19 protein-coding genes and 1 tRNA gene are annotated in these 21,189 nt (G+C 51.0%); 8 read left to right on the forward strand and 12 right to left on the reverse strand.

All coding sequences use genetic code 11. The features are described 5' to 3' along the window. Position 1: 1 nt before the first annotated feature. Positions 2–75 (reverse strand) — tRNA-Met (locus RTW80_RS12985). A 208-nt stretch (positions 76–283) separates the two neighbouring features. On the opposite strand from RTW80_RS12985, the gene mltA reads away from it, so the two are divergent. Continuing rightward, positions 284–1,381: a murein transglycosylase A gene (gene mltA, locus RTW80_RS12990; RefSeq protein ID WP_000678646.1), complete on the forward strand. Its 1,098-nt coding sequence runs from the start codon at positions 284–286 to the stop codon at positions 1,379–1,381. A 238-nt stretch (positions 1,382–1,619) separates the two neighbouring features. Continuing rightward, on the forward strand, positions 1,620–2,426 hold the full coding sequence (gene tcdA / locus RTW80_RS12995; RefSeq protein WP_000117728.1) for a tRNA cyclic N6-threonylcarbamoyladenosine(37) synthase TcdA: 807 nt from the start codon (positions 1,620–1,622) through the stop codon (positions 2,424–2,426). Positions 2,427–2,476: 50 nt separating this feature from the next. Here the strand turns inward: tcdA and csdE are convergent, their stop codons facing one another. After that, positions 2,477–2,920, reverse strand: coding sequence for a cysteine desulfurase sulfur acceptor subunit CsdE (gene csdE, locus RTW80_RS13000; RefSeq protein ID WP_312719270.1), 444 nt, complete (start codon positions 2,918–2,920; stop codon positions 2,477–2,479). After that, positions 2,920–4,125, reverse strand: coding sequence for a cysteine desulfurase CsdA (gene csdA / locus RTW80_RS13005; RefSeq protein ID WP_001338858.1), 1,206 nt, complete (start codon positions 4,123–4,125; stop codon positions 2,920–2,922). The genes csdE and csdA overlap by 1 nt, the downstream gene beginning before the upstream one ends. Before the next feature lie 191 nt (positions 4,126–4,316). Between csdA and RTW80_RS13010 the strand changes: the two genes are divergently transcribed. The 4 genes from RTW80_RS13010 (at position 4,317) to rlmM (ending at position 7,319) form a co-directional block, all read left to right on the forward strand. Next, complete coding sequence (locus tag RTW80_RS13010; RefSeq protein WP_000750398.1) at positions 4,317–4,544, forward strand: YgdI/YgdR family lipoprotein; 228 nt, start codon at positions 4,317–4,319, stop codon at positions 4,542–4,544. A 350-nt stretch (positions 4,545–4,894) separates the two neighbouring features. Next, positions 4,895–5,812: a glycine cleavage system transcriptional regulator GcvA gene (gene gcvA / locus RTW80_RS13015; protein ID WP_000044401.1), complete on the forward strand. Its 918-nt coding sequence runs from the start codon at positions 4,895–4,897 to the stop codon at positions 5,810–5,812. A gap of 18 nt (positions 5,813–5,830) precedes the next feature. Beyond that, the gene (locus RTW80_RS13020; RefSeq protein ID WP_000203905.1) at positions 5,831–6,226 is read left to right on the forward strand and encodes a DUF423 domain-containing protein; all 396 of its coding nucleotides are present in this window, start codon (positions 5,831–5,833) and stop codon (positions 6,224–6,226) included. Further along, positions 6,219–7,319 (forward strand): 23S rRNA (cytidine(2498)-2'-O)-methyltransferase RlmM, encoded by a 1,101-nt coding sequence (rlmM, locus tag RTW80_RS13025; RefSeq protein WP_001045520.1) that lies wholly within the window; start codon positions 6,219–6,221, stop codon positions 7,317–7,319. Before RTW80_RS13020 ends, rlmM begins: the two co-directional genes overlap by 8 nt. 43 nt (positions 7,320–7,362) lie before the next feature. Here the strand turns inward: rlmM and fucR are convergent, their stop codons facing one another. The 5 genes from fucR to fucP all read right to left on the reverse strand — a co-directional run bounded on the left by fucR (position 7,363) and on the right by fucP (position 13,227). Continuing rightward, positions 7,363–8,094 carry an L-fucose operon activator gene (gene fucR, locus RTW80_RS13030; protein ID WP_000642344.1) on the reverse strand — a complete coding sequence of 244 codons (732 nt, stop codon included), beginning with the start codon at positions 8,092–8,094 and terminating at the stop codon, positions 7,363–7,365. Between the two features lie 57 nt (positions 8,095–8,151). After that, on the reverse strand, positions 8,152–8,574 hold the full coding sequence (gene fucU, locus RTW80_RS13035; RefSeq protein WP_000920840.1) for an L-fucose mutarotase: 423 nt from the start codon (positions 8,572–8,574) through the stop codon (positions 8,152–8,154). A gap of 1 nt (position 8,575) precedes the next feature. Then, positions 8,576–9,994: an L-fuculokinase gene (fucK, locus tag RTW80_RS13040; protein WP_000808374.1), complete on the reverse strand. Its 1,419-nt coding sequence runs from the start codon at positions 9,992–9,994 to the stop codon at positions 8,576–8,578. Positions 9,995–10,102: 108 nt separating this feature from the next. Continuing rightward, positions 10,103–11,878, reverse strand: coding sequence for an L-fucose isomerase (gene fucI / locus RTW80_RS13045; protein ID WP_000724176.1), 1,776 nt, complete (start codon positions 11,876–11,878; stop codon positions 10,103–10,105). A 32-nt stretch (positions 11,879–11,910) separates the two neighbouring features. Then, complete coding sequence (gene fucP / locus RTW80_RS13050) at positions 11,911–13,227, reverse strand: L-fucose:H+ symporter permease (RefSeq protein ID WP_000528603.1); 1,317 nt, start codon at positions 13,225–13,227, stop codon at positions 11,911–11,913. 546 nt (positions 13,228–13,773) lie between these two features. Here fucP and fucA point away from each other — a divergent pair. Both fucA and fucO read left to right on the forward strand, forming a co-directional pair. Beyond that, positions 13,774–14,421, forward strand: a complete 648-nt coding sequence (fucA, locus tag RTW80_RS13055) for an L-fuculose-phosphate aldolase (RefSeq protein ID WP_000440775.1) — start codon at positions 13,774–13,776, stop codon at positions 14,419–14,421. A 27-nt stretch (positions 14,422–14,448) separates the two neighbouring features. Continuing rightward, the gene (gene fucO / locus RTW80_RS13060) at positions 14,449–15,597 is read left to right on the forward strand and encodes a lactaldehyde reductase (protein ID WP_000013591.1); all 1,149 of its coding nucleotides are present in this window, start codon (positions 14,449–14,451) and stop codon (positions 15,595–15,597) included. A 54-nt stretch (positions 15,598–15,651) separates the two neighbouring features. On the opposite strand, the gene xni is transcribed toward fucO, so the two are convergent. From xni to ppnN, 4 genes are all read right to left on the reverse strand, one after another. After that, positions 15,652–16,407 carry a flap endonuclease Xni gene (gene xni / locus RTW80_RS13065; protein ID WP_000268232.1) on the reverse strand — a complete coding sequence of 252 codons (756 nt, stop codon included), beginning with the start codon at positions 16,405–16,407 and terminating at the stop codon, positions 15,652–15,654. Between the two features lie 111 nt (positions 16,408–16,518). Next, positions 16,519–17,886 (reverse strand): L-serine ammonia-lyase II, encoded by a 1,368-nt coding sequence (gene sdaB / locus RTW80_RS13070; protein ID WP_000626368.1) that lies wholly within the window; start codon positions 17,884–17,886, stop codon positions 16,519–16,521. Between the two features lie 57 nt (positions 17,887–17,943). Beyond that, positions 17,944–19,233: an HAAAP family serine/threonine permease SdaC gene (gene sdaC / locus RTW80_RS13075; protein ID WP_000450476.1), complete on the reverse strand. Its 1,290-nt coding sequence runs from the start codon at positions 19,231–19,233 to the stop codon at positions 17,944–17,946. A gap of 556 nt (positions 19,234–19,789) precedes the next feature. Further along, positions 19,790–21,154, reverse strand: a complete 1,365-nt coding sequence (gene ppnN / locus RTW80_RS13080) for a nucleotide 5'-monophosphate nucleosidase PpnN (protein ID WP_000627995.1) — start codon at positions 21,152–21,154, stop codon at positions 19,790–19,792. Between the last annotated feature and the right edge of the window lie 35 nt (positions 21,155–21,189).

Genomic DNA, 21,189 nt, shown 5'->3' on the forward strand with positions numbered 1-21,189 from the left:
GTTGCGGGGGCCGGATTTGAACCGACGACCTTCGGGTTATGAGCCCGACGAGCTACCAGGCTGCTCCACCCCGCGTCCGTGGATGCGCACTATACTCCGCTCGCGTTTTCATGCAACCTTTTTTTTACCCCGATCACGGATTTGGCATGATTTTGAACAAAAACAAATCACTAAAGCCTATTTTTTGTGCAAAATTTGCGTCAGGGAGAGGCTGCTCATTTCATTAAACGCGGCGGTTTGTTATCTTCGTTGCGCCTTATTTTTTAACCTGAAGAAGAGAACAATGAAAGGACGTTGGGTAAAGTACCTTCTTATGGGCACGGTTGTGGCAATGCTTGCCGCCTGCTCTTCCAAACCAACCGATCGCGGACAGCAATATAAAGACGGGAAATTTACCCAGCCTTTCTCTCTGGTGAACCAGCCAGATGCCGTTGGCGCGCCGATTAACGCCGGTGATTTTGCCGAGCAAATTAACCATATCCGTAATTCGTCACCGCGTCTGTATGGCAACCAGAGTAATGTTTATAACGCGGTACAAGAGTGGCTGCGCGCAGGCGGTGATACCCGCAATATGCGTCAGTTCGGCATTGATGCCTGGCAGATGGAAGGTGCCGACAACTATGGTAACGTGCAGTTTACCGGTTATTACACACCAGTAATTCAGGCGCGCCATACCCGCCAGGGCGAGTTTCAGTATCCTATTTACCGTATGCCGCCAAAACGTGGTCGTCTGCCGTCTCGTGCGGAGATCTACGCGGGTGCATTGAGCGATAAGTACATCCTCGCTTACAGCAACTCTCTGATGGATAACTTCATTATGGATGTGCAGGGTAGTGGGTATATCGACTTTGGTGATGGCAGTCCGCTTAACTTTTTCAGCTATGCAGGGAAAAACGGTCATGCCTATCGCAGCATTGGTAAGGTGCTGATCGACCGTGGCGAAGTGAAAAAAGAAGATATGTCGATGCAGGCGATTCGTCACTGGGGCGAAACACACAGTGAAGCCGAGGTTCGCGAGCTGCTGGAACAGAACCCGTCTTTCGTCTTCTTTAAACCGCAATCTTTTGCACCGGTGAAAGGGGCAAGTGCGGTGCCGCTGGTTGGCCGTGCTTCTGTTGCCTCTGATCGTTCCATTATTCCGCCAGGTACAACCTTGCTGGCAGAAGTGCCGCTGCTGGATAATAACGGCAAATTTAATGGTCAGTACGAATTGCGTCTGATGGTGGCGCTGGATGTCGGTGGCGCAATCAAAGGCCAACACTTCGATATCTATCAAGGGATCGGGCCGGAAGCCGGGCACCGCGCAGGTTGGTACAACCACTATGGACGTGTCTGGGTGCTGAAAACCGCCCCGGGCGCAGGTAACGTCTTTAGCGGCTGATGTGATATTCTGTATGCCGTTTTTACGGATATGACAGGGTGAGGGATAACCTCACATCCTGATTATTGACTAAGTGCGCGTTGTTCATGCCGGATGCGGCGTGAACGCCTTATCCGGCCTACAAATCATGCAAATCCAAAATATTGCAGGAGTTATGTAGGCCTGATAAGCGTAGCGCATCAGGCATTTATGCGTTTAGGGTGAGGGATAACCTCGCCCTTTTTAATTCTGAGGTGCTATGTCTGTGGTAATTAGTGATGCATGGCGTCAGCGTTTTGGTGGCACAGCGCGTCTGTATGGTGAAAAAGCGTTGCAACTGTTTGCTGACGCGCATATTTGTGTGGTCGGTATTGGCGGTGTCGGTTCCTGGGCGGCGGAAGCGCTGGCGCGCACGGGGATTGGCGCAATCACGCTTATCGATATGGATGATGTGTGCGTCACCAATACCAATCGGCAAATTCATGCCCTGCGCGATAACGTTGGGCTGGCAAAAGCGGAAGTCATGGCGGAACGTATTCGCCAGATTAACCCGGAGTGCCGTGTAACGGTGGTGGATGATTTCGTGACGCCGGATAACGTAGCGCAGTATATGAGCGTGGGTTATTCGTACGTGATTGATGCCATTGATAGTGTACGGCCCAAAGCGGCGCTGATTGCTTATTGTCGGCGCAATAAAATCCCGCTGGTCACGACCGGTGGCGCGGGTGGGCAGATTGACCCGACGCAGATTCAGGTTACCGATCTGGCGAAAACGATTCAGGATCCGCTGGCGGCGAAGTTGCGCGAGCGCCTGAAAAGCGATTTTGGCGTAGTGAAAAACAGTAAAGGTAAGCTCGGCGTGGATTGCGTGTTTTCTACTGAAGCGCTGGTGTACCCGCAGTCAGACGGTACGGTGTGTGCGATGAAAGCCACGGCAGAAGGGCCAAAGCGGATGGATTGTGCATCTGGATTTGGCGCGGCAACGATGGTGACCGCCACCTTTGGGTTTGTTGCGGTTTCTCATGCGCTGAAGAAGATGATGGCGAAAGCGGCGCGTCAGGGTTAAACAATCAGGTCGGATGAGACGCGAACGTCTTATCCGACCCGGTTCTGTGCTTAAACCTGCTTCGTCGCAGCGATAATCGCCTCGCTTAACGCATTTAACCCCTGGCTACGTGAGGCGCTAATCTGCGCACGCAATCCCAGCTCATCAAACAATGCCAGCGGCGACTGTGCCTGCAATTCGGCGGCGGTTTTCCCCTCAACGGCAGTCAACAGCACCGCCAGCAGGCCGCGCACTATACGTCCTTCGCTGTCGCCAAAGAAGTGCATTTTACCGTTTTCAGCCACGGTATATCCCAGCCAGACGCGGTTTTCGCATCCGGCAATCTCTTTAGCCTGCGCTTTTAACTCGTCTGGCAAAGCCGGAAGCTGTTTCCCCAGCATGATCAACTGGCGATATTTATCTTCCCATTGCGTCAACGGTGCGAAGGTATTGCGTAACGTTTCTGCGGTTACGGTTGTGCCGAACGGATGTCCGGCGAATTGCGGGTTCGTCATTAATCCACCAATAATTCCAGCGCGCGGTCAACGGCATTCACCAGCGCATCCACATCACTCTTTGTATTATATGGCGCAAAAGAGGCGCGCAGTGTGCCGGTTACGCCTAATTCTGCCAGTAGCGGCTGAGCGCAATGCTGCCCGGCGCGCAGGGCAATACCGTACTCCGCCAGCAGCGTCACCATATCGCTGTGATGAACGCCAGCAAAATCAAAGGCCAGCAGGCTGGAATCCTGGCAGCGGAATGAACGAAAGCCTGGACGTTTTGCCAGCGCATCTTCCGCCAGCGTCGCCAGGCTGCGACTCCAACTTTCTGCCTGGTTGATATCGTAATCTGCCAGCCATTCCAGCGCCGCGCTTAATCCTATGACACCAGCCACATTTGGCGTTCCTGCTTCCAGTTTCCACGGCGCAGATTGAGTCGTGAAGCCGTCAAAACTCACTTCGTGAATCATTTTGCCGCCACCCAGCCAGGGCGACATCGCTTCCAGCAGTTCTGATTTGCCATACAGCACGCCGATACCCGTCGGGCCATACAGTTTGTGACCAGAGAAAGCATATAAATCGATATCCAGTTGCTGAACATCTGCGGGGAAATGCACCGCCCCCTGAGCACCATCAACCATCACCACCATCCCGGCTGAATGAGCAAAGGTAATCGCTCGCGCCAGATCCGGGCAACCGCCAGTAACGTTCGACATCTGACCCAACGCCAGAATCCGACTACGGGGAGTAATCAGTTCTGGCAACAAATCGACATCCGGCAGTCGCTGCGCATTAAGCGGCAATTTCACCACTTTGGCTCCAGTTTGTTGGGCGACCATCAGCCAGGGGACGAGGTTAGCGTGGTGTTCTGCCACGCTGACAATAATCTCATCGCCCGGTTGCAGACGCGGACGCGCATAGCATTGTGCCACCATGTTGATGGATTCAGTGGTGCCGCGCGTCCAGACGATAGTTTTATCATCCGGTGCATTCAGTAATTGCGCCACTTTCTCTCGTGCAGCTTCATAACGCGTGGTCAGGCGTTGGGCTTCGGCAAACTGGCTGCGATGGACGTTTCCGGCGCTCAGACTGTAAAACTGTTGGGTGGCTTCAACCACGGCTTCAGGTTTAAGCGCGGTCGCGGCGCTGTCGAGATAGACGCCCGCATCCTGTAGTGCGGGAAACTGGGCGCGAAACTGCGCTGGATTAAAAACGTTCATGGTACTCCTCGGCTTGATGCACCGATCGTGACGCAAAATTCACTTTGATACAAGGAGAGTGCTAACCATCAGAATTATCTGGATATCCTGGCGAAGCCGCGTAAGTAACATATGCTGAATAGTGTTAGGCGTTAATTTTAGCCTGTTAATCAATACTATTAAGATTTATTAATCGCTTTAAGGAGAAGATGATGAAAAAGACTGCCGCAATTATTTCTGCCTGTATGCTGACTTTTGCCCTGAGCGCCTGTTCCGGTTCGAACTATGTGATGCACACCAATGACGGACGTACCATCGTCTCTGACGGCAAACCACAGACTGATAACGATACCGGTATGATTTCGTATAAAGACGCTAATGGCAACAAACAGCAGATCAACCGTACTGACGTGAAAGAGATGGTCGAACTGGATCAGTAATTCGCGATCGCAAGGTAAAAAAAAGCACCGCAATTAGGCGGTGCTACATTAATCACTATGGACAGACAGGGTAAATGTACAGGAAGTGAAAAAAGGTAGCTTTGCTACCATGGTCTGAATCGCAGACCAATTGCAAACACAACAACACAACATCACAACCGTAAGCCAAAAGTTCACCAGAACACGCATTCCGATAAAACTTTTCGTTCCGGCTCAGGAAGTGCCGCCACTATAGGTATTTGCTGGTAGAAGCTCAACGGACAATTTATAATGGCTCAGATTAAAAAAACTAATAGGTTACATAGTGTGATCTAATTGTTAAATTCATTTAACATCAAAGTTTAAAAGCCATGTCTAAACGATTACCACCGCTAAATGCCTTACGAGTTTTTGATGCCGCAGCACGCCATTTAAGTTTCACTCGCGCAGCAGAAGAGCTTTTTGTGACCCAGGCCGCAGTAAGTCATCAAATCAAGTCTCTTGAGGATTTTTTGGGGCTAAAACTGTTCCGCCGCCGTAATCGTTCACTCCTGCTGACCGAGGAAGGGCAAAGCTATTTCCTCGATATCAAAGAGATATTTTCGCAATTAACCGAAGCGACGCGTAAACTCCAGGCCCGTAGCGCCAAGGGGGCGTTGACGGTCAGTTTACTCCCCAGTTTCGCCATTCATTGGTTGGTTCCGCGACTTTCCAGCTTTAATTCAGCTTATCCGGGAATTGACGTTCGAATCCAGGCGGTTGATCGTCAGGAAGATAAGCTGGCGGATGATGTTGATGTGGCGATATTTTATGGTCGGGGCAACTGGCCGGGGCTACGGGTGGAAAAACTGTACGCCGAATATTTATTGCCGGTGTGTTCGCCGCTACTGCTGACAGGCGAAAAACCCTTGAAGACCCCGGAAGATCTGGCTAAACATACGTTATTACATGATGCGTCACGCCGTGACTGGCAGACATATACCCGACAGTTGGGGTTAAATCATATCAACGTTCAGCAAGGGCCAATTTTTAGTCATAGCGCCATGGTGCTGCAAGCGGCTATTCACGGGCAGGGAGTGGCGCTGGCAAATAACGTGATGGCGCAATCTGAAATCGAGGCCGGACGTCTTGTTTGCCCGTTTAATGATGTTCTGGTCAGTAAAAACGCTTTTTATCTGGTTTGTCATGACAGCCAGGCAGAACTGGGTAAAATAGCCGCCTTTCGCCAATGGATCCTGGCGAAAGCCGCTGCTGAACAAGAAAAATTCCGCTTTCGTTATGAACAATAATTTACGTAGGGTACGACCATGACCAGCCGTTTTATGCTGATTTTCGCCGCCATTAGCGGCTTCATTTTTGTGGCTCTGGGCGCTTTTGGCGCGCATGTGTTAAGTAAAACCATGGGGGCCGTTGAGATGGGCTGGATCCAGACCGGCCTCGAATACCAGGCGTTTCATACTCTGGCGATCTTAGGTCTGGCGGTGGCAATGCAGCGTCGCATCAGTATCTGGTTTTACTGGAGTAGCGTTTTCCTCGCGTTAGGCACGGTGCTGTTCAGCGGCAGCCTTTATTGCCTGGCACTGTCCCATCTGCGTTTGTGGGCGTTTGTCACTCCGGTTGGCGGCGTGAGCTTCCTTGCGGGCTGGGCGTTAATGTTAGTTGGTGCTATCCGTTTAAAGCGCAAGGGCGTAAGTCATGAATAAGGTTGTATTGCTGTGCCGTCCGGGCTTTGAAAAAGAGTGCGCCGCAGAAATTACCGATAAAGCCGGCCAGCGGGAAATTTTCGGTTTTGCCCGCGTGAAAGAGAATGCGGGTTATGTCATTTATGAATGTTATCAACCTGATGATGGCGATAAGTTAATCCGTGAGCTGCCGTTCAGTTCATTAATTTTTGCCCGCCAGTGGTTTGTGGTGGGGGAACTCCTGCAGCATTTGCCGCCAGAAGATCGTATTACCCCCATTGTCGGCATGTTACAGGGCGTAGTAGAGAAGGGCGGTGAACTGCGTGTTGAAGTTGCCGATACCAACGAAAGCAAAGAGTTGCTGAAATTCTGCCGTAAATTCACCGTGCCGCTACGCGCTGCCTTGCGCGATGCCGGGGTGCTGGCGAACTATGAAACGCCGAAGCGTCCGGTAGTGCATGTATTCTTCATTGCACCAGGCTGCTGCTATACCGGTTACTCATACAGCAACAATAATTCGCCGTTCTATATGGGCATTCCGCGCCTGAAATTTCCGGCAGATGCGCCGAGTCGTTCTACGCTCAAACTGGAAGAGGCATTTCATGTGTTTATTCCTGCGGATGAGTGGGATGAACGCCTGGCGAACGGGATGTGGGCGGTGGATTTGGGCGCTTGCCCAGGCGGCTGGACCTACCAACTGGTGAAGCGCAACATGTGGGTTTATTCCGTCGACAACGGCCCGATGGCGCAAAGTCTGATGGATACCGGGCAGGTGACGTGGCTGCGGGAAGACGGGTTTAAATTCCGTCCGACACGCAGCAATATCTCCTGGATGGTATGCGATATGGTTGAAAAACCGGCGAAAGTTGCGGCATTGATGGCGCAGTGGCTGGTTAATGGCTGGTGCCGTGAAACCATTTTCAACCTCAAACTGCCGATGAAAAAACGCTACGAAGAAGTGTCACACAATTTGGCGTATATTCAGGCACAGCTTGATGAACATGGCATAAATGCTCAGATTCAGGCACGGCAGTTGTATCACGATCGCGAAGAAGTGACGGTGCACGTCCGCCGCATCTGGGCTGCGGTGGGTGGTCGTCGCGACGAGCGATAACAGGCAAGGCCGGGGCGTCGTTTCCGGCCTGCTACCCTTTCCGTCAGGCTGTTACCAAAGAAGTTGCAACCTGGCGCTCATCAGAAATAATGTGCGTTACCTCATCCAGATGCCCGATGCGGGCTTCCCCTGAACGATTAAATTTACTTTTATCAATCAATAACAACGATTGCGCGGCACGTTTTAATAGCATCGATTTGTAATCAGCGTTGATGGCATTGGAGTCCCACAGTGCGCCGCTGCTATCGATCCCTTCACAAGAAAAAATAAACAGATCGATTTCCAGCGATTTAAGTTGGGAAATCAGCGAGGGATTGACGTAACAGCCATATTTGCGCTCAAGTGTGCCGCCGGAACTGATCAGTTGAATGCGTTCGCGTTTACCGAGTTCATGGCAAATCGGATGGCTATTGGTGAAGACCTGAATGTTGATGTCAGGCAACTGGCGTGCCAGATACCAGCAAGTTGAACTGGCGTCTAAGGCTATCACCATCCCTTCTTCAATCCACGCGAGCGCCTCGCGCGCGATATCTGCTTTATGCGCATAATGGCTTTTCAGCCTGATGTGAAAGGGATCGCCACTGTCTTGATTTTGACGGTGGATATATTTAGCGCGTCCATGATTGCGCAGAATTTTACCCTGCGTCTGTAATTCATTGAGATCGCGACGAATGGTTTCTTTACTGACCTTTAGCTGTTCAGAGAGAGCTTCCGTGGTCAGGCTGGTATGGTTCAGCAGCAGGTCGACTATCGCTTGCTGGCGTGCCGCTTTCATATTTTTCACCCCATCATTCGATAACCGCCCGCGTCATGCGGGCGTACCGGTATGAGATTACGGTGTTACCCCTTTTTTTAAAAGAATATTCCCGTACTTCGCTCGTTCGCCTGTGATAACGATCGCAAAGGCTTTTTGCGCCCGTTCATAAAACGCAAAACGATTGATGCGGATGATGTCAGGACACGGGGCTTGTAGTGAAAGCGCATTACGGTAACGTCGTTCTACTTCAGGATCGAGAGTGTCACCTTCTACCGCTGCCATCATCACCAGCGGCGGTGCATAACTGTCCAGTTCAAATAACGGGATAATCGCCTGGAGCAAGTCGCTCACCAACAGGCCATCAGCGCGGATCACCTGCGGTCCCATCGAATGGGCGGGAAAGTGAGCATCGGAAAAAATAATTTCATCTCCATGTCCCATCTCTGCCAGCACTTTCAATAGTTCGGGAGAAATTAACGGCGAAATTGTTTTCAGCATTTCACACTTCCTCTATAAATTCAGGTTCAGTTTGCGGGTAGAAATAACGGTACTGATAATGAATCTGCGCGCGGGCTTCTTCCGGGCTGTTAAATTCCCCTATGCCATACCAACCGAACAGCGCAGCTCCTGCGACGGTCGTTTCGGCGTCGTCGAGAACTTTTACCGGAATATCAAGCATATTGGCTTTAATCTGATTCCACAATGTGTTGCGACTTCCTCCGCCGACTAACAATAATTCAGAGGCTTTAAAGTGCCCGATTTTTTCCAGCATCTGTAGATTGCGCTGTAATTGCGCGGTTAACCCTTCCAGCGCCGCGCGATAGAAATGCCCCCGCGTGGTATTAAGCGTCACTCCTTGCCAGCCAGCGTTCTGACACGACAATAAATCACACTGCATTTTTACGCCATCCGCGCCAGGCGCGATCAGACGAGCCTCTTCAATCAACATTTGCCAGGGTGTTTCAGCCGTCCAGAACAGTTTTCTCACCCATTCCAGCACGCCGGATGCCAGCCATTGCATACCTGGGTTATACAACCCTGCCTGGCTATCCAGTTCGCAGGTGGAACCGGCGTACTGACTTAACAGCGAAGTATCAACCTGGGCGCTACGGACCATTAAAATTTCCCATGTACCGGAAGAGAGCACGGGTTCATTTTGGTCGGCACCAGCGCCAAAAAGGGCGAACTGGGTATCGTGACCTGCGGAAATCACCGGTATGCCAACGGGTAAGCCGAGCATTGCTGCGGCGCTGTTCTGTAGCGTACCAATCTGTTCACCCGCTTCCACCAGACGAGGGAAGAGTCGGCGTGGAATACCGGTGGCTTGTAAAATTTGCGGACTGAAATCGCGTTGCTGGATATCCAGCATCTGGCTGGTTCCGGCCATCGTGATATCAGTAGTGAATTCGCCGGTTAAACGGTGGTTAATCAGCGACGAAATAAAGAGCCAGGCGTGCGCGCGTTCCAGCAGTTGTGGATGATTTTCTTTCAACCACACCAACTTATATAACGTATTGAAACTAAAGGCTCCGACGCCAGAAATAGCCTGCAACCGCTGTGCGGAGATCAACTGTTCAATATTGTCCATAACCGCTGCTGTTCGCGGACATTTCCAGCTAATGATCGGATAGAGCAGATTGCCTTGCTTATCTACCAGAGCGCCATCCACACCAAAGGTGGTGACGGCGATACCGCGGATGTGGCATTCAGTTAGTTCACTATTGATTTGCCGACAGCAATCAGCAAAGCGTTGCAAAATGGCGTCTAAAGACCACTGGTGCCAGGTGTTGTTTTCCATCGCGATATCGCTGGCATTAGGCGTTGAGGCGCGGGCAACAATTTTTCCCTGCCGATTAACCGCGATGGCCCTGACATTGGTCGCGCCACAGTCGAGTACCAGGATAACTTCTTGTTTCATAATCGCTCCTGCAATATAGCCGGATAACATTGCTTATCCGGCTAACCACTCTTGCTTGTTCAGGCCCGGTAGCCGGAGCGACCGGGCATCACATCAGGGAGTAATGTATTAACGCTTGTACAACGGGCCGTAGTTCTGGCAAGCGCGGTAATCCTGGCCTTCAATATCCATGCCGTGCGCAGCCCAGGCAGAAGGACGATACACTTTGGTCTCTTCAACGTTGTGCATACATACCGGGATACGCAGCATGGAGGCGAGAGTGATAAAGTCAGCGCCAACGTGGCCGATGGTCAGAACCCCATGGTTAGCGCCCCAGTTCGCCATTACCGAGTACACATCCGTAAACGGCCCTTTACCGGTGAGGCGCGGTGCAAACCAGGTGGTTGGCCAGGTTGAGTTGGTGCGTTTGTTGAGGATGTCATGCACATCCTTCGGCAATTCCACGCTCCAGCCTTCCGCGATTTGCAGTACCGGTCCCAGGCCTTTGATGATGTTGACACGAGTCATGGTGAACGGGACGCCGCCTTCGGTAAGGAAGCGGGAAGAGTAACCGCCGCCACGGAAGTATTCGTGGATCGCCGGGCACCATTCGGTAGCGGCGAGGCAAGCGTCAGCCTCTTGCTGAGAGATTTCCCAGTGTGGCTTCATCGTCGGGTTACCTTCGCTGTCGCGTTGTTTACAGGAACCGTCCAGCGCAGCAGAACCTGAGTTGATCAAATGGATGATGCCGTGTTCTGCCAGTCCATCGAGTTTATGCCCCGTTACACGCTCAATTGCTTCTGGTGACCAGTAGGTACGCACATCGGCAAATACCTGAGCGGTGCCGGTGAGCTGGTGACCCATTAGCATTGCCACGCCGTTAAGACTGTCGTTTTCGGTCGCCACGACAAAGGGTTCGCGCACGCCATTCCAGTCAAATGAACTGTTGAGGATCGCTTCGGCGGTGTCACCATTGGGATATTGATCGGTCCAGTGACGTTGCCCCTGGAAGCCCGCAGCGATGGCGTTGTAGCCAAGTGATTCTTCCACGCGACCAATATCGGCCAGTTTGCTGTTGCCTTGCATCATGTCGCGGATACACATCGCCATCAGTAAACTTTCGCGCAGAACTGCGCGGCTTTGCTCGGCATTACGTTGATACTGTTTGTTATTTTCATCTTCGCCATAGCGGAAGTTTTTATCAGCCCAGGCCAGCGCCATTTCCAGTTCGGCTTCGTCGTAAATCTGCTGATCGATACGGCGACGCAGTTCGGTCATATCCACCGCCTGGACTTTCATTCCCAGCCAGGATTCAAAGAAGTTGTGATCAACAATAGAACCGGCGATACCCATCGAAACGCCGCCCAGCGACAGATAGCTTTTACCTTTCATGCTGGCGACGGCCAAACCGGCGCGGGCAAAGCGCAGCAGTTTTTCTTCAACATCGGCAGGAATCGATGTGTCATCGGCATCCTGAACGTCATGACCGTAAATGGAGAATGCCGGGATGCCTTTCTGGCTGTGAGCTGCCAGAGCCGCTGCCAGGTAAACAGCGCCGGGACGTTCAGTGCCGTTAAAGCCCCAAATGGCTTTCGGGCGGGTTGGATCCATGTCGATGGTTTCACTGCCATAGCACCAGCAAGGCGTTACCGTAATGGTGAGGCCTACATTCTGACTGCTGAATTTTTCTTCGCAAGCAGCGGCTTCAGCCATACCCGCGATACAGGTATCGGAAATGACACACTCGACGGCAGCTCCGCAGGCATGGCGCAGTTTCTCGGTCAGCAGTGCGGCCGTAGCTTTCGCCATATTCATTGTTTGTTCTTCAAGCGACTCACGAACACCCATGCGACGACCGTCAATAACCGGGCGGATACCAATTTTCGGTAAGCTGATTTTTTTCATTACAGATTCCTCACTTTATTCGGAAAATATGTTCAGTTAGTTGCCGTTTGAGAACGGAAACGGGCAAAGATAAAGATGACCGCGAAGCAGAGTGCGGGGATCAGTTCAGCAGTGGGGATGTTGCCCGCCGCGTCACTGACAAAACCCATGACCGGAGTGACAATACCGCCGCCAATGATGGTCATAACGATGAAGGACGAACCGTATTTGGTGTCCTGGCCGAGATTCTTAATGCCCAGCGAGAAGATTGTTGGGTACTGAATCGACATAAAGGCGCTGCATAAAGTCAGGGCTATTAAGCCCACATGACCGCCAGCGAAGGCTGAGATCAGGCACAGTGCCATAGCGATTAATGCGTAGGCGGCCAGGACTTTGTGTGGTGCGAAGCGACTGATGAGCCAGGTACCGGTGAAACGACCAATAAAGAAGCACACCATGGTTCCGGTTAAATAGTTAGCGGCAAAGCCTGCAGTCATACCTGGAATTTCTTCTACAGCGTAGCGAATCAAATAGCTCCAGCAGGCCGTTTGTGCGCCGACATAGCAGAATTGCGCTAATACCGCCCAGCGCCAGTGACGAATACGCGCCAGACGAGAAAGCGATGCGGAGAACGATCCTTGTTTGGCGTCACTGTGATTATCACTCTGCAATGCCGGGAATTTCGTCAGCATGATCAGCAGGGCGACCAGTAACACGATAGCCACGATGATCATATAAGGTGTCTGTACCGATAATACCAGGCTGTGTTTATACGCACTCAATTGCTCTGGAGACATTTTATCGAGAACGTCTTGCGATTGATGTGGCACGTTAGACAAAATAAGACTTTGCCCAAAGACAACCGCGATAATTGCGCCAAACGAGTTAAATGTTTGCGCAAGATTTAAGCGGAAGTGACCACTGCTTTCCGGCCCTAATACCGTAACAAAAGGGTTTGCGGCAGTTTCCAGACAACCTAATCCGGCTGCAATAATAAATAGGCCAACTAAAAATAAGGTGTAGTTCATTATTTCTGCAGCGGGCCAGAATAATGCAGCGCCCAAGGCATATAAAAATAATCCGGTAATAATCCCTGCTTTATAACTGAGTTTTTTCATCAATATCCCAGCAGGGATTGGGATAATGAAATAACCAAAGTAAAAGGCCGATTGGATCAGGCCAGCCTGGAAATTTGTCAGCGTAAAAGCCTGCTGGAATTGAGGTAATAAAATGTCGTTAAGGTTATTGGCTACCGCCCAAAGAAAAAACAGTGAGCACAGCAGCGCGAATGGAATAATGTAACTTCTGCTTTGCCCTGCATCTTTATCTACCGCACGGTAACTCTGCGTTTGTATTGATGTGTTTCCCATAGCATCCTCTTAGGTTCAGAAGCTTAAGCACGTAATCGGTTATGTTTTCAAAAGTGCAAAACCAGCGAGTTCGGGCTTCATATCAGTGAATATTTGCCTGTCTGAAATGAACTCATGGATTCATTTTCAAATAAAAAACGCTCTGTAATATGACGGCGGTCACACTTATTAGCTGGAAGGTGACTTTATGTGACTACCATCACTTTAATAATCGAAATTTCATGCCCGTTTCAGAAAATAAATCATAAAAAACACAAACCAGATGACCGTATTAATTGTTTATGCCGAAAACGGGCATTCCTGGCTTGAGTGAATAGAAAAATGACCGTTTTGATAAATATTTTTAAGAGCGGTCATTTTTAATGGGGTTATAAAAAGAGAACTTGCAGTTATTTACTGTGATTAGTTGAACCAGGTCACAAAATATAAGCTTGTGAATTTCTTTCTGGTTAATCAGGAAGAAGATGGTGGGTAATTAAACGGCTAATTCAATAGTGTGAAAGGAACAACATTATTGCCCTGTTTTGAATCAGAGAGAGGTAGCTAATGGAACGAAATAAACTTGCTCGTCAGATTATTGACACTTGCCTGGAAATGACCCGCCTGGGACTGAACCAGGGGACAGCGGGGAACGTCAGTGTACGTTATCAGGATGGGATGCTGATTACGCCTACAGGCATTCCATATGAAAAACTGACGGAGTCGCATATTGTCTTTATTGATGGCAACGGTAAACATGAGGAAGGAAAGCTCCCCTCAAGCGAATGGCGTTTCCATATGGCGGCCTATCAAAGCAGACCGGATGCCAACGCGGTTGTTCACAATCATGCCGTTCATTGCACAGCAGTTTCCATTCTTAACCGACCGATCCCCGCTATTCACTACATGATTGCGGCGGCTGGCGGTAATTCTATTCCTTGCGCGCCTTATGCGACCTTTGGAACACGCGAACTTTCTGAACATGTTGCGCTGGCTCTCAAAAATCGTAAGGCAACTTTGTTACAACATCATGGGCTTATCGCTTGTGAGGTGAATCTGGAAAAAGCGTTATGGCTGGCGCATGAAGTTGAAGTGCTGGCGCAACTTTACCTGACGACCCTGGCGATTACGGACCCGGTGCCAGTGCTGAGCGATGAAGAGATTGCCGTAGTGCTGGAGAAATTCAAAACCTATGGGTTACGGATTGAAGAGTAATTTCGTAAAGCAACAAGGAGAAGGATGATGGCTAACAGAATGATTCTGAACGAAACGGCATGGTTTGGTCGGGGTGCTGTTGGGGCTTTAACCGATGAGGTGAAACGCCGTGGTTATCAGAAGGCGCTGATCGTCACCGATAAAACGCTGGTGCAATGCGGCGTGGTGGCGAAAGTGACCGATAAGATGGATGCTGCAGGGCTGGCATGGGCGATTTACGACGGCGTAGTGCCCAACCCAACAATTACTGTCGTCAAAGAAGGGCTCGGTGTATTCCAGAATAGCGGCGCGGATTACCTGATCGCTATTGGTGGTGGTTCTCCACAGGATACTTGTAAAGCGATTGGCATTATCAGCAACAACCCGGAGTTTGCCGATGTGCGTAGCCTGGAAGGGCTTTCCCCGACCAATAAACCCAGTGTACCGATTCTGGCAATTCCTACCACAGCAGGTACTGCGGCAGAAGTGACCATTAACTACGTGATCACTGACGAAGAGAAACGGCGCAAGTTTGTTTGCGTTGATCCGCATGATATCCCGCAGGTGGCGTTTATTGACGCTGACATGATGGATGGTATGCCTCCAGCGCTGAAAGCTGCGACGGGTGTCGATGCGCTCACTCATGCTATTGAGGGGTATATTACCCGTGGCGCGTGGGCGCTAACCGATGCACTGCACATTAAAGCGATTGAAATCATTGCTGGGGCGCTGCGAGGATCGGTTGCTGGTGATAAGGATGCCGGAGAAGAAATGGCGCTCGGGCAGTATGTTGCGGGTATGGGCTTCTCGAATGTTGGGTTAGGGTTGGTGCATGGTATGGCGCATCCACTGGGCGCGTTTTATAACACTCCACACGGTGTTGCAAACGCCATCCTGCTACCGCATGTCATGCGCTATAACGCTGACTTTACCGGTGAGAAGTACCGCGATATCGCGCGCGTTATGGGCGTGAAAGTGGAAGGTATGAGCCTGGAAGAGGCGCGTAATGCCGCTGTTGAAGCGGTGTTTGCTCTCAACCGTGATGTCGGTATTCCGCCACATTTGCGTGATGTTGGGGTACGCAAGGAAGACATTCCGGCACTGGCGCAGGCGGCACTGAATGATGTTTGTACCGGTGGCAACCCGCGTGAAGCAACGCTTGAGGATATTGTAGAGCTTTACCATACCGCCTGGTAAATGCGCTGATGTGATAATGCCGGATACGACGTTTGCGGCGTATCCGGCTCGCCGTTACCGTACCAACCGCAATTGCTGTAAATTGCCGTCGATATGCAAATCGGTTTGTAAGCGGGCAATATCGCGGCACAGAAACGCCATCTCTTTATGGGTTTCTAATTTTTTGCGCCACTTTTCGGCAACCGCATCCAGATTCTCATATATCCCTTCCAGACTCTGAAACTCGACCAGCAGCTGCGTGGCGCTTTTTGGTCCGATTCCCGCAACACCCGGTACCTTTGAACTGCTGATCCCCGCAAGTCCCCAGTAATCGGGCAACTGCTGCGGTTGAACGCCAAATTCTTTATCGATAAATGGCGCATCCAGCCAACGTTTCTGGAAGTAATCACGAATACGTAATGTCGGTGAAAGTAACTGACAGTAGCCTTTATCTGTCGAAACAATCGTTGCCTGATGCCCGGCCTGTGTCACTTTGACCGCCAGCGTGGCGGCTAAGTCATCGGCTTCGTTGCCGCTGGTTGACCAGCACGGGACGCCGCGTTGCTCAAAGGCGGCGCGTAATGCAGGCATCTCGTCGTGCAACTCTTCCGGCATTGGCGGTCGACCCGCTTTGTAATCTGGTAAACGCTGATGACGCCAGCCGCTACTGCGGTTTTCATCATCAAAAACGGCGACCGCGTGGGTTGGCTGGCTGTGCATAATGAGCTGATCGAGCGCATGCTGGCAGGTTTCGACACAGGGCGATCCCTGAACGGCATGAATGCGACGAATAAGATTCAGTGCATCGACAATAAGCAAATGAACAGCCACGATAACCCCCTTAAAGATCAGGCGATAAGGGTAACATTCGATGCCGGAACAGGCTACGGCTGGATGAGAAATCGGGAAGAGGCCTCGCAAAACGAGGCCTCTGGAGAGCGATTAATCGCAGGCAACGATCTTCATTGCCAGGCCGCCGCGAGAGGTTTCGCGGTACTTGGCGTTCATATCTTTACCTGTTTCGTACATGGTTTCGATAACTTTATCGAGGCAGACGCGCGGCTCGCTGGTACGGCGTAGCGCCATACGTGCGGCGTTCACCGCTTTTACTGCCGCAATGGCGTTACGCTCGATGCATGGCACCTGGACCTGTCCGGCGACCGGGTCACACGTCAGACCGAGGTTGTGCTCCATGGCGATTTCCGCCGCGATGCACACCTGCGCCGGGCTTGCACCTAACAGCTCTGCCAGACCAGCCGCCGCCATTGAGCACGCCACACCAACTTCACCCTGGCAGCCGACTTCAGCACCAGAAATTGACGCGTTCATCTTATAAAGAGAACCAATGGCACTGGCTACCAGCAGGTAACGAGCCAGTGAGTTAGCGTTCACTTCGCGGATAAACTTGTCGTAGTACGCCAGCACTGCCGGGATAATCCCGCACGCACCGTTAGTCGGCGCAGTCACCACGCGTCCGCCAGCAGCGTTCTCTTCGTTCACTGCCAGTGCAAACATGTTGATCCAGTCAACAACCGCCATCGGGTCAGTGGTGGTTTTATCCTGGCTGACCAGCATCCGGCGTAGTGCCGCAGCACGGCGTGGAACGCGCAGTTTGCCAGGCAACACGCCTTCGGTGGAAATACCGCGCTCAATACCGCCACGCATGACTTCCCATACGTTCGCCAGGTGCTGTTCCAGCTCTTCTTTGCTGTGCAGCGCCAGCTCATTTTTCATCATCAGGCCAGAGAGTGACAGCCCGGTTTCCTGACAATGTTTTTGCAGATCGGCTGCTGAACTGTACGGATAAGGAACTTCAACCGGTGCGCTATTCTGCTGGCCAAAATGCTCTTCATCAACGATAAAGCCACCGCCAATAGAGTAGTAAGTCTGGCTGTAAACGACTTTATCGCCCGCCAGCGCGGTAATGCGCATACCGTTTTCATGCAGAGAAAGGTTGTCTGCATGGAAGTTCATGCACTGATCAACCGGGAACTCCACTTCATGCTGACCGTTTGCCAGCATCAGGCGACCATGAGTATTCACATCCTGAATAAAACCAGGGATGGAATCGATATCCACGGTATCCGGCAGGTTACCCGCCAGGCCCATAATAATGGCGATATCAGTGTGGTGGCCTTTACCGGTCAGAGAGAGCGAGCCGTACACGTCAACCACCACGCGGGTCACGTCTTTAAGCAGATTATGGGCAATCAGATCGTCGGTAAATTGTTTACCCGCTTTCATTGGTCCAACGGTATGAGAACTGGAAGGGCCAATGCCGATTTTGAAAATATCGAATACGCTAATCATAGGAAATACATCGCGTTAAAACGGAGGAAGCGCCGCCCGAAAGCGGCGCGAAAGGACTTAGCTGAACAGAGAGTAGAAGATTGCGGAGATTGCAATCAGACCCATCACGACAACGAATACGTTGCTGATGTGACCGCTGTACTTACGCATTGCCGGTACTTTCTGAATTGCGTACATCGGCATCAGGAACAGGATCATCGCGATGATTGGGCCGCCCAGGGTTTCAATCATACCCAGGATGCTCGGGTTCAGGGTGGCAACAATCCAGGTCGTTACCAGCATGAACAGCGCAGTGATACGGTTCAGCTTGTTGATTTCGATAGACTTACCTTTACCACGCAGAGATTTAATCACCATACCGTTGAAGCCTTCACGTGCGCCCAGGTAGTGGCCGAGGAAGGATTTGGTGATAGCGATAATCGCGATAATCGGAGCCATCCACGCGATAACCGGTGCGTTAAAGTGGTTAGCCAGGTAAGACAGAATCGAGATGTTCTGCTCTTTAGCCGCAGCCAGGTCTGCCGGAGTCAGGCTCAGTACGCAGCTGAAGACGAAGAACATTACGGTCAGCACCATCATGATGTGTGCGAATGCAAGGATCTTCGAGCATTTCTGTTCTGCCATATCGCCGTACTCTTCACGCTTCGCAACGGCGAAAGAAGAGATGATCGGAGAGTGGTTGAACGAGAACACCATTACCGGAATTGCCAGCCACAGGGTCATCCACAGACCGTTCCCGGTTGCAGATGCAGTGTCCAGAGACAGCGTTTCCAGTGCTGCGCCGTTCCACTGCGGGATCAGGTACAGAGCCAGCAGCATCAGTACGCCAACAAACGGGAATACCAGAATACTCATCGCTTTAACGATCATCTGCTCACCGAAGCGAACGATGGTCATCATACCCACGATCAGGATCAGCGACAGAATCGCACGCGGCGGTGGTGTCATACCCAGCTGGTGAGACATGAAGCTTTCAACTGTATTGGTGATTGCTACGCTATAAACCAGCAGGATCGGGTAGATAGCGAAGAAATAGAGCAAGGTAATCAGTTTACCTGCGCCAATACCAAAGTGTTCTTCTACAACCTCGGTGATGTCTTCGCCCGGGTTTTTACCAGACAGTACGAAGCGAGTCAGGCCGCGGTGAGCAAAAAACGTCATCGGGAACGCAAGGATAGCCATGATGATCAGCGGGATCATACCGCCAACACCGGCGTTGATTGGCAGGAACAGCACGCCCGCGCCGATTGCCGTGCCGTAAAGGCCCAGCATCCACATGGTGTCTGTCTTGCGCCAGGCACTACGAGAGTCTTTCGACGCAATCGTGCTGGTTTGAGTCGTTTCCATCTATTTCTCCTGGAGGAATGCAAATAATTCAGCTTTTAGCCAGTTCAGCCCGGGAAGGTGCCTGACCGTAAAAATGAAATCTGTCTATCGGCGATGGCTTAATCATTTACCGCCGTAATAATTTGAGGGCGGAAAGATACACACAAGTTATGTATCTATCAGTGATCTTGATCCCAAATACAATAATCTACTTGGAAGATAGATTATCCCAACGCTTTACTCTGTAAATCAAAAGTAAAAGAGAATTTAAGGGCAATATTTGCCCATTAAACGACATCTGACTTCTTCCGGGGCGCGCAATATATGTAGGTTGAACTGAAAAAATCAATACTTTTAGTTAATCATGGCGATAATTTCTTTTTCATAGCGATAAAATACGGTTTATGAAAATAGGGAAACGTTTGCGTTGCAACATAAATTGTATGACATATTAACTGTGATGATATTTGTCGCGTGAGGGTGGTAAGAAACATTCATATAACAAATGAAATGAGTTGATGAGTAAGTGACCAAAAACGAGAAAACCCGGCAACAAACGTCACCGGGGGAGCGGAGATTACGTGCAGATTTCGTAGCAAGGGATGTAGGCTGAGCCTGGCAGCTTCATACGATGCTGGGCAACAAAACCCTGTAGCAGGTCGTCCATACGACGCATAATCTCTTTATCGCCGTTGATTTTGTAAGGACCAAACTCTTCAATGGCGCGAATACCGACTTCTTTTACGTTACCCGCCACAATACCGGAGAACGCGCGGCGCAGGTCGGCAGCCAGCACTTCAACAGGTTGATCCGGGTAAAGCTTCAGATTAGCCATATTCTCGTGAGACGGCTCAAACGGCATTTGCAAATCTGGCGCAATGCGCATTGACCAGTTAAAGCTGTAGGCATCGCCTGTATCACGGCGATTTTCTTTCACCAGCGGCATCGATTTTTTCATCTGACGAGCGACTTCAGCGGCGTCATCAATGATGATGCGGTAATGGCGGCGCGCGTTTTCACCCAGCGTATGCACGACAAACTCGTCCAGTACGCGGAAGTAGTCGGCGCTCTCTTTCGGGCCGGTGAGGATCAATGGTAAAACCTGATCTTTGTTGGCCGGGTTCATTAAAATTCCCAGCAAATACAGCAACTCTTCTGCCGTACCCACACCGCCAGGGAAGATAATGATGCCGTGAGCGATACGGACAAACGCTTCCAGACGTTTTTCGATATCCGGCATGATGATCAATTCGTTGACCAGCGGGTTAGGCGGTTCAGCGGCGATAATCGACGGCTCTGTCATACCAATAAAACGACTGTCTTTGTAACGCTGCTGCGCGTGTCCGACCGCAGCACCTTTCATCGGCGCTTCCATCGCTCCCGGACCACAGCCGGTGCAGATATTCAGCTCACGCAGGCCCAGCTGGTTTCCGACGCGACGGGCATACAAATACTCGTTTTCGTTAATTGAGTGACCGCCCCAGCAGACCACCATATTTGGCGCTTCACCCACATGCAGCGCGCGAGCGTTACGCAAGATGGAAAAGACCAGGTTAGTGATGTGGACGGAGTTGTCGAGATTCAGGTTGGGAAAACGAACGGTGTTATGGATTTGCCCGTAAACGAAGAGAATGTCACGCAGGACCGCGAACAAGTTGGCCTGCAAAGCGCGAATAATTCGCCCATCGACAAAAGCCTCTTCCGGGGGATTAATCAGTTCCAGCTTTACGCCGCGTTCACGGCGCAAGACGTTAATATCGAAATTTTCAAAACGAGACAGCAATTCTTTGCTGTTATCGGTCAAACTACCGGAGTTCAGTACGGCAAGTGAACAGTTGCGAAACAGTTGATAGAGGTCGCTGCTGGCGGTGCGTTTAAGCATATCCACTTCCAGCTGCGACAACATATCCATGGAGCCAAGCGGGCTAATATGTGTAATCAAGAAAAACTCCTTATGGGACGAATATCGTCATTCCC

Source organism: Escherichia sp. AM3 (assembly GCF_032029835.1).
GTDB lineage: Bacteria > Pseudomonadota > Gammaproteobacteria > Enterobacterales > Enterobacteriaceae > Escherichia > Escherichia coli.

What these genes read in the sequence shown, in the direction of transcription:
- RTW80_RS13020 (WP_000203905.1), top strand. Translation starts at nt 5,831, where the DNA reads ATGACCAGCCGTTTTATGCTGATTTTCGCCGCCATTAGCGGCTTCATT.
- mltA (WP_000678646.1), top strand. Translation starts at nt 284, where the DNA reads ATGAAAGGACGTTGGGTAAAGTACCTTCTTATGGGCACGGTTGTGGCA.
- fucR (WP_000642344.1), bottom strand. Translation starts at nt 8,094, where the DNA reads ATGAAAGCGGCACGCCAGCAAGCGATAGTCGACCTGCTGCTGAACCAT.
- csdA (WP_001338858.1), bottom strand. Translation starts at nt 4,125, where the DNA reads ATGAACGTTTTTAATCCAGCGCAGTTTCGCGCCCAGTTTCCCGCACTA.
- csdE (WP_312719270.1), bottom strand. Translation starts at nt 2,920, where the DNA reads ATGACGAACCCGCAATTCGCCGGACATCCGTTCGGCACAACCGTAACC.
- sdaC (WP_000450476.1), bottom strand. Translation starts at nt 19,233, where the DNA reads ATGGAAACGACTCAAACCAGCACGATTGCGTCGAAAGACTCTCGTAGT.
- fucA (WP_000440775.1), top strand. Translation starts at nt 13,774, where the DNA reads ATGGAACGAAATAAACTTGCTCGTCAGATTATTGACACTTGCCTGGAA.
- fucO (WP_000013591.1), top strand. Translation starts at nt 14,449, where the DNA reads ATGGCTAACAGAATGATTCTGAACGAAACGGCATGGTTTGGTCGGGGT.
- gcvA (WP_000044401.1), top strand. Translation starts at nt 4,895, where the DNA reads ATGTCTAAACGATTACCACCGCTAAATGCCTTACGAGTTTTTGATGCC.
- fucU (WP_000920840.1), bottom strand. Translation starts at nt 8,574, where the DNA reads ATGCTGAAAACAATTTCGCCGTTAATTTCTCCCGAACTATTGAAAGTG.
- fucK (WP_000808374.1), bottom strand. Translation starts at nt 9,994, where the DNA reads ATGAAACAAGAAGTTATCCTGGTACTCGACTGTGGCGCGACCAATGTC.
- rlmM (WP_001045520.1), top strand. Translation starts at nt 6,219, where the DNA reads ATGAATAAGGTTGTATTGCTGTGCCGTCCGGGCTTTGAAAAAGAGTGC.
- fucI (WP_000724176.1), bottom strand. Translation starts at nt 11,878, where the DNA reads ATGAAAAAAATCAGCTTACCGAAAATTGGTATCCGCCCGGTTATTGAC.
- sdaB (WP_000626368.1), bottom strand. Translation starts at nt 17,886, where the DNA reads ATGATTAGCGTATTCGATATTTTCAAAATCGGCATTGGCCCTTCCAGT.
- fucP (WP_000528603.1), bottom strand. Translation starts at nt 13,227, where the DNA reads ATGGGAAACACATCAATACAAACGCAGAGTTACCGTGCGGTAGATAAA.
- tcdA (WP_000117728.1), top strand. Translation starts at nt 1,620, where the DNA reads ATGTCTGTGGTAATTAGTGATGCATGGCGTCAGCGTTTTGGTGGCACA.
- RTW80_RS13010 (WP_000750398.1), top strand. Translation starts at nt 4,317, where the DNA reads ATGAAAAAGACTGCCGCAATTATTTCTGCCTGTATGCTGACTTTTGCC.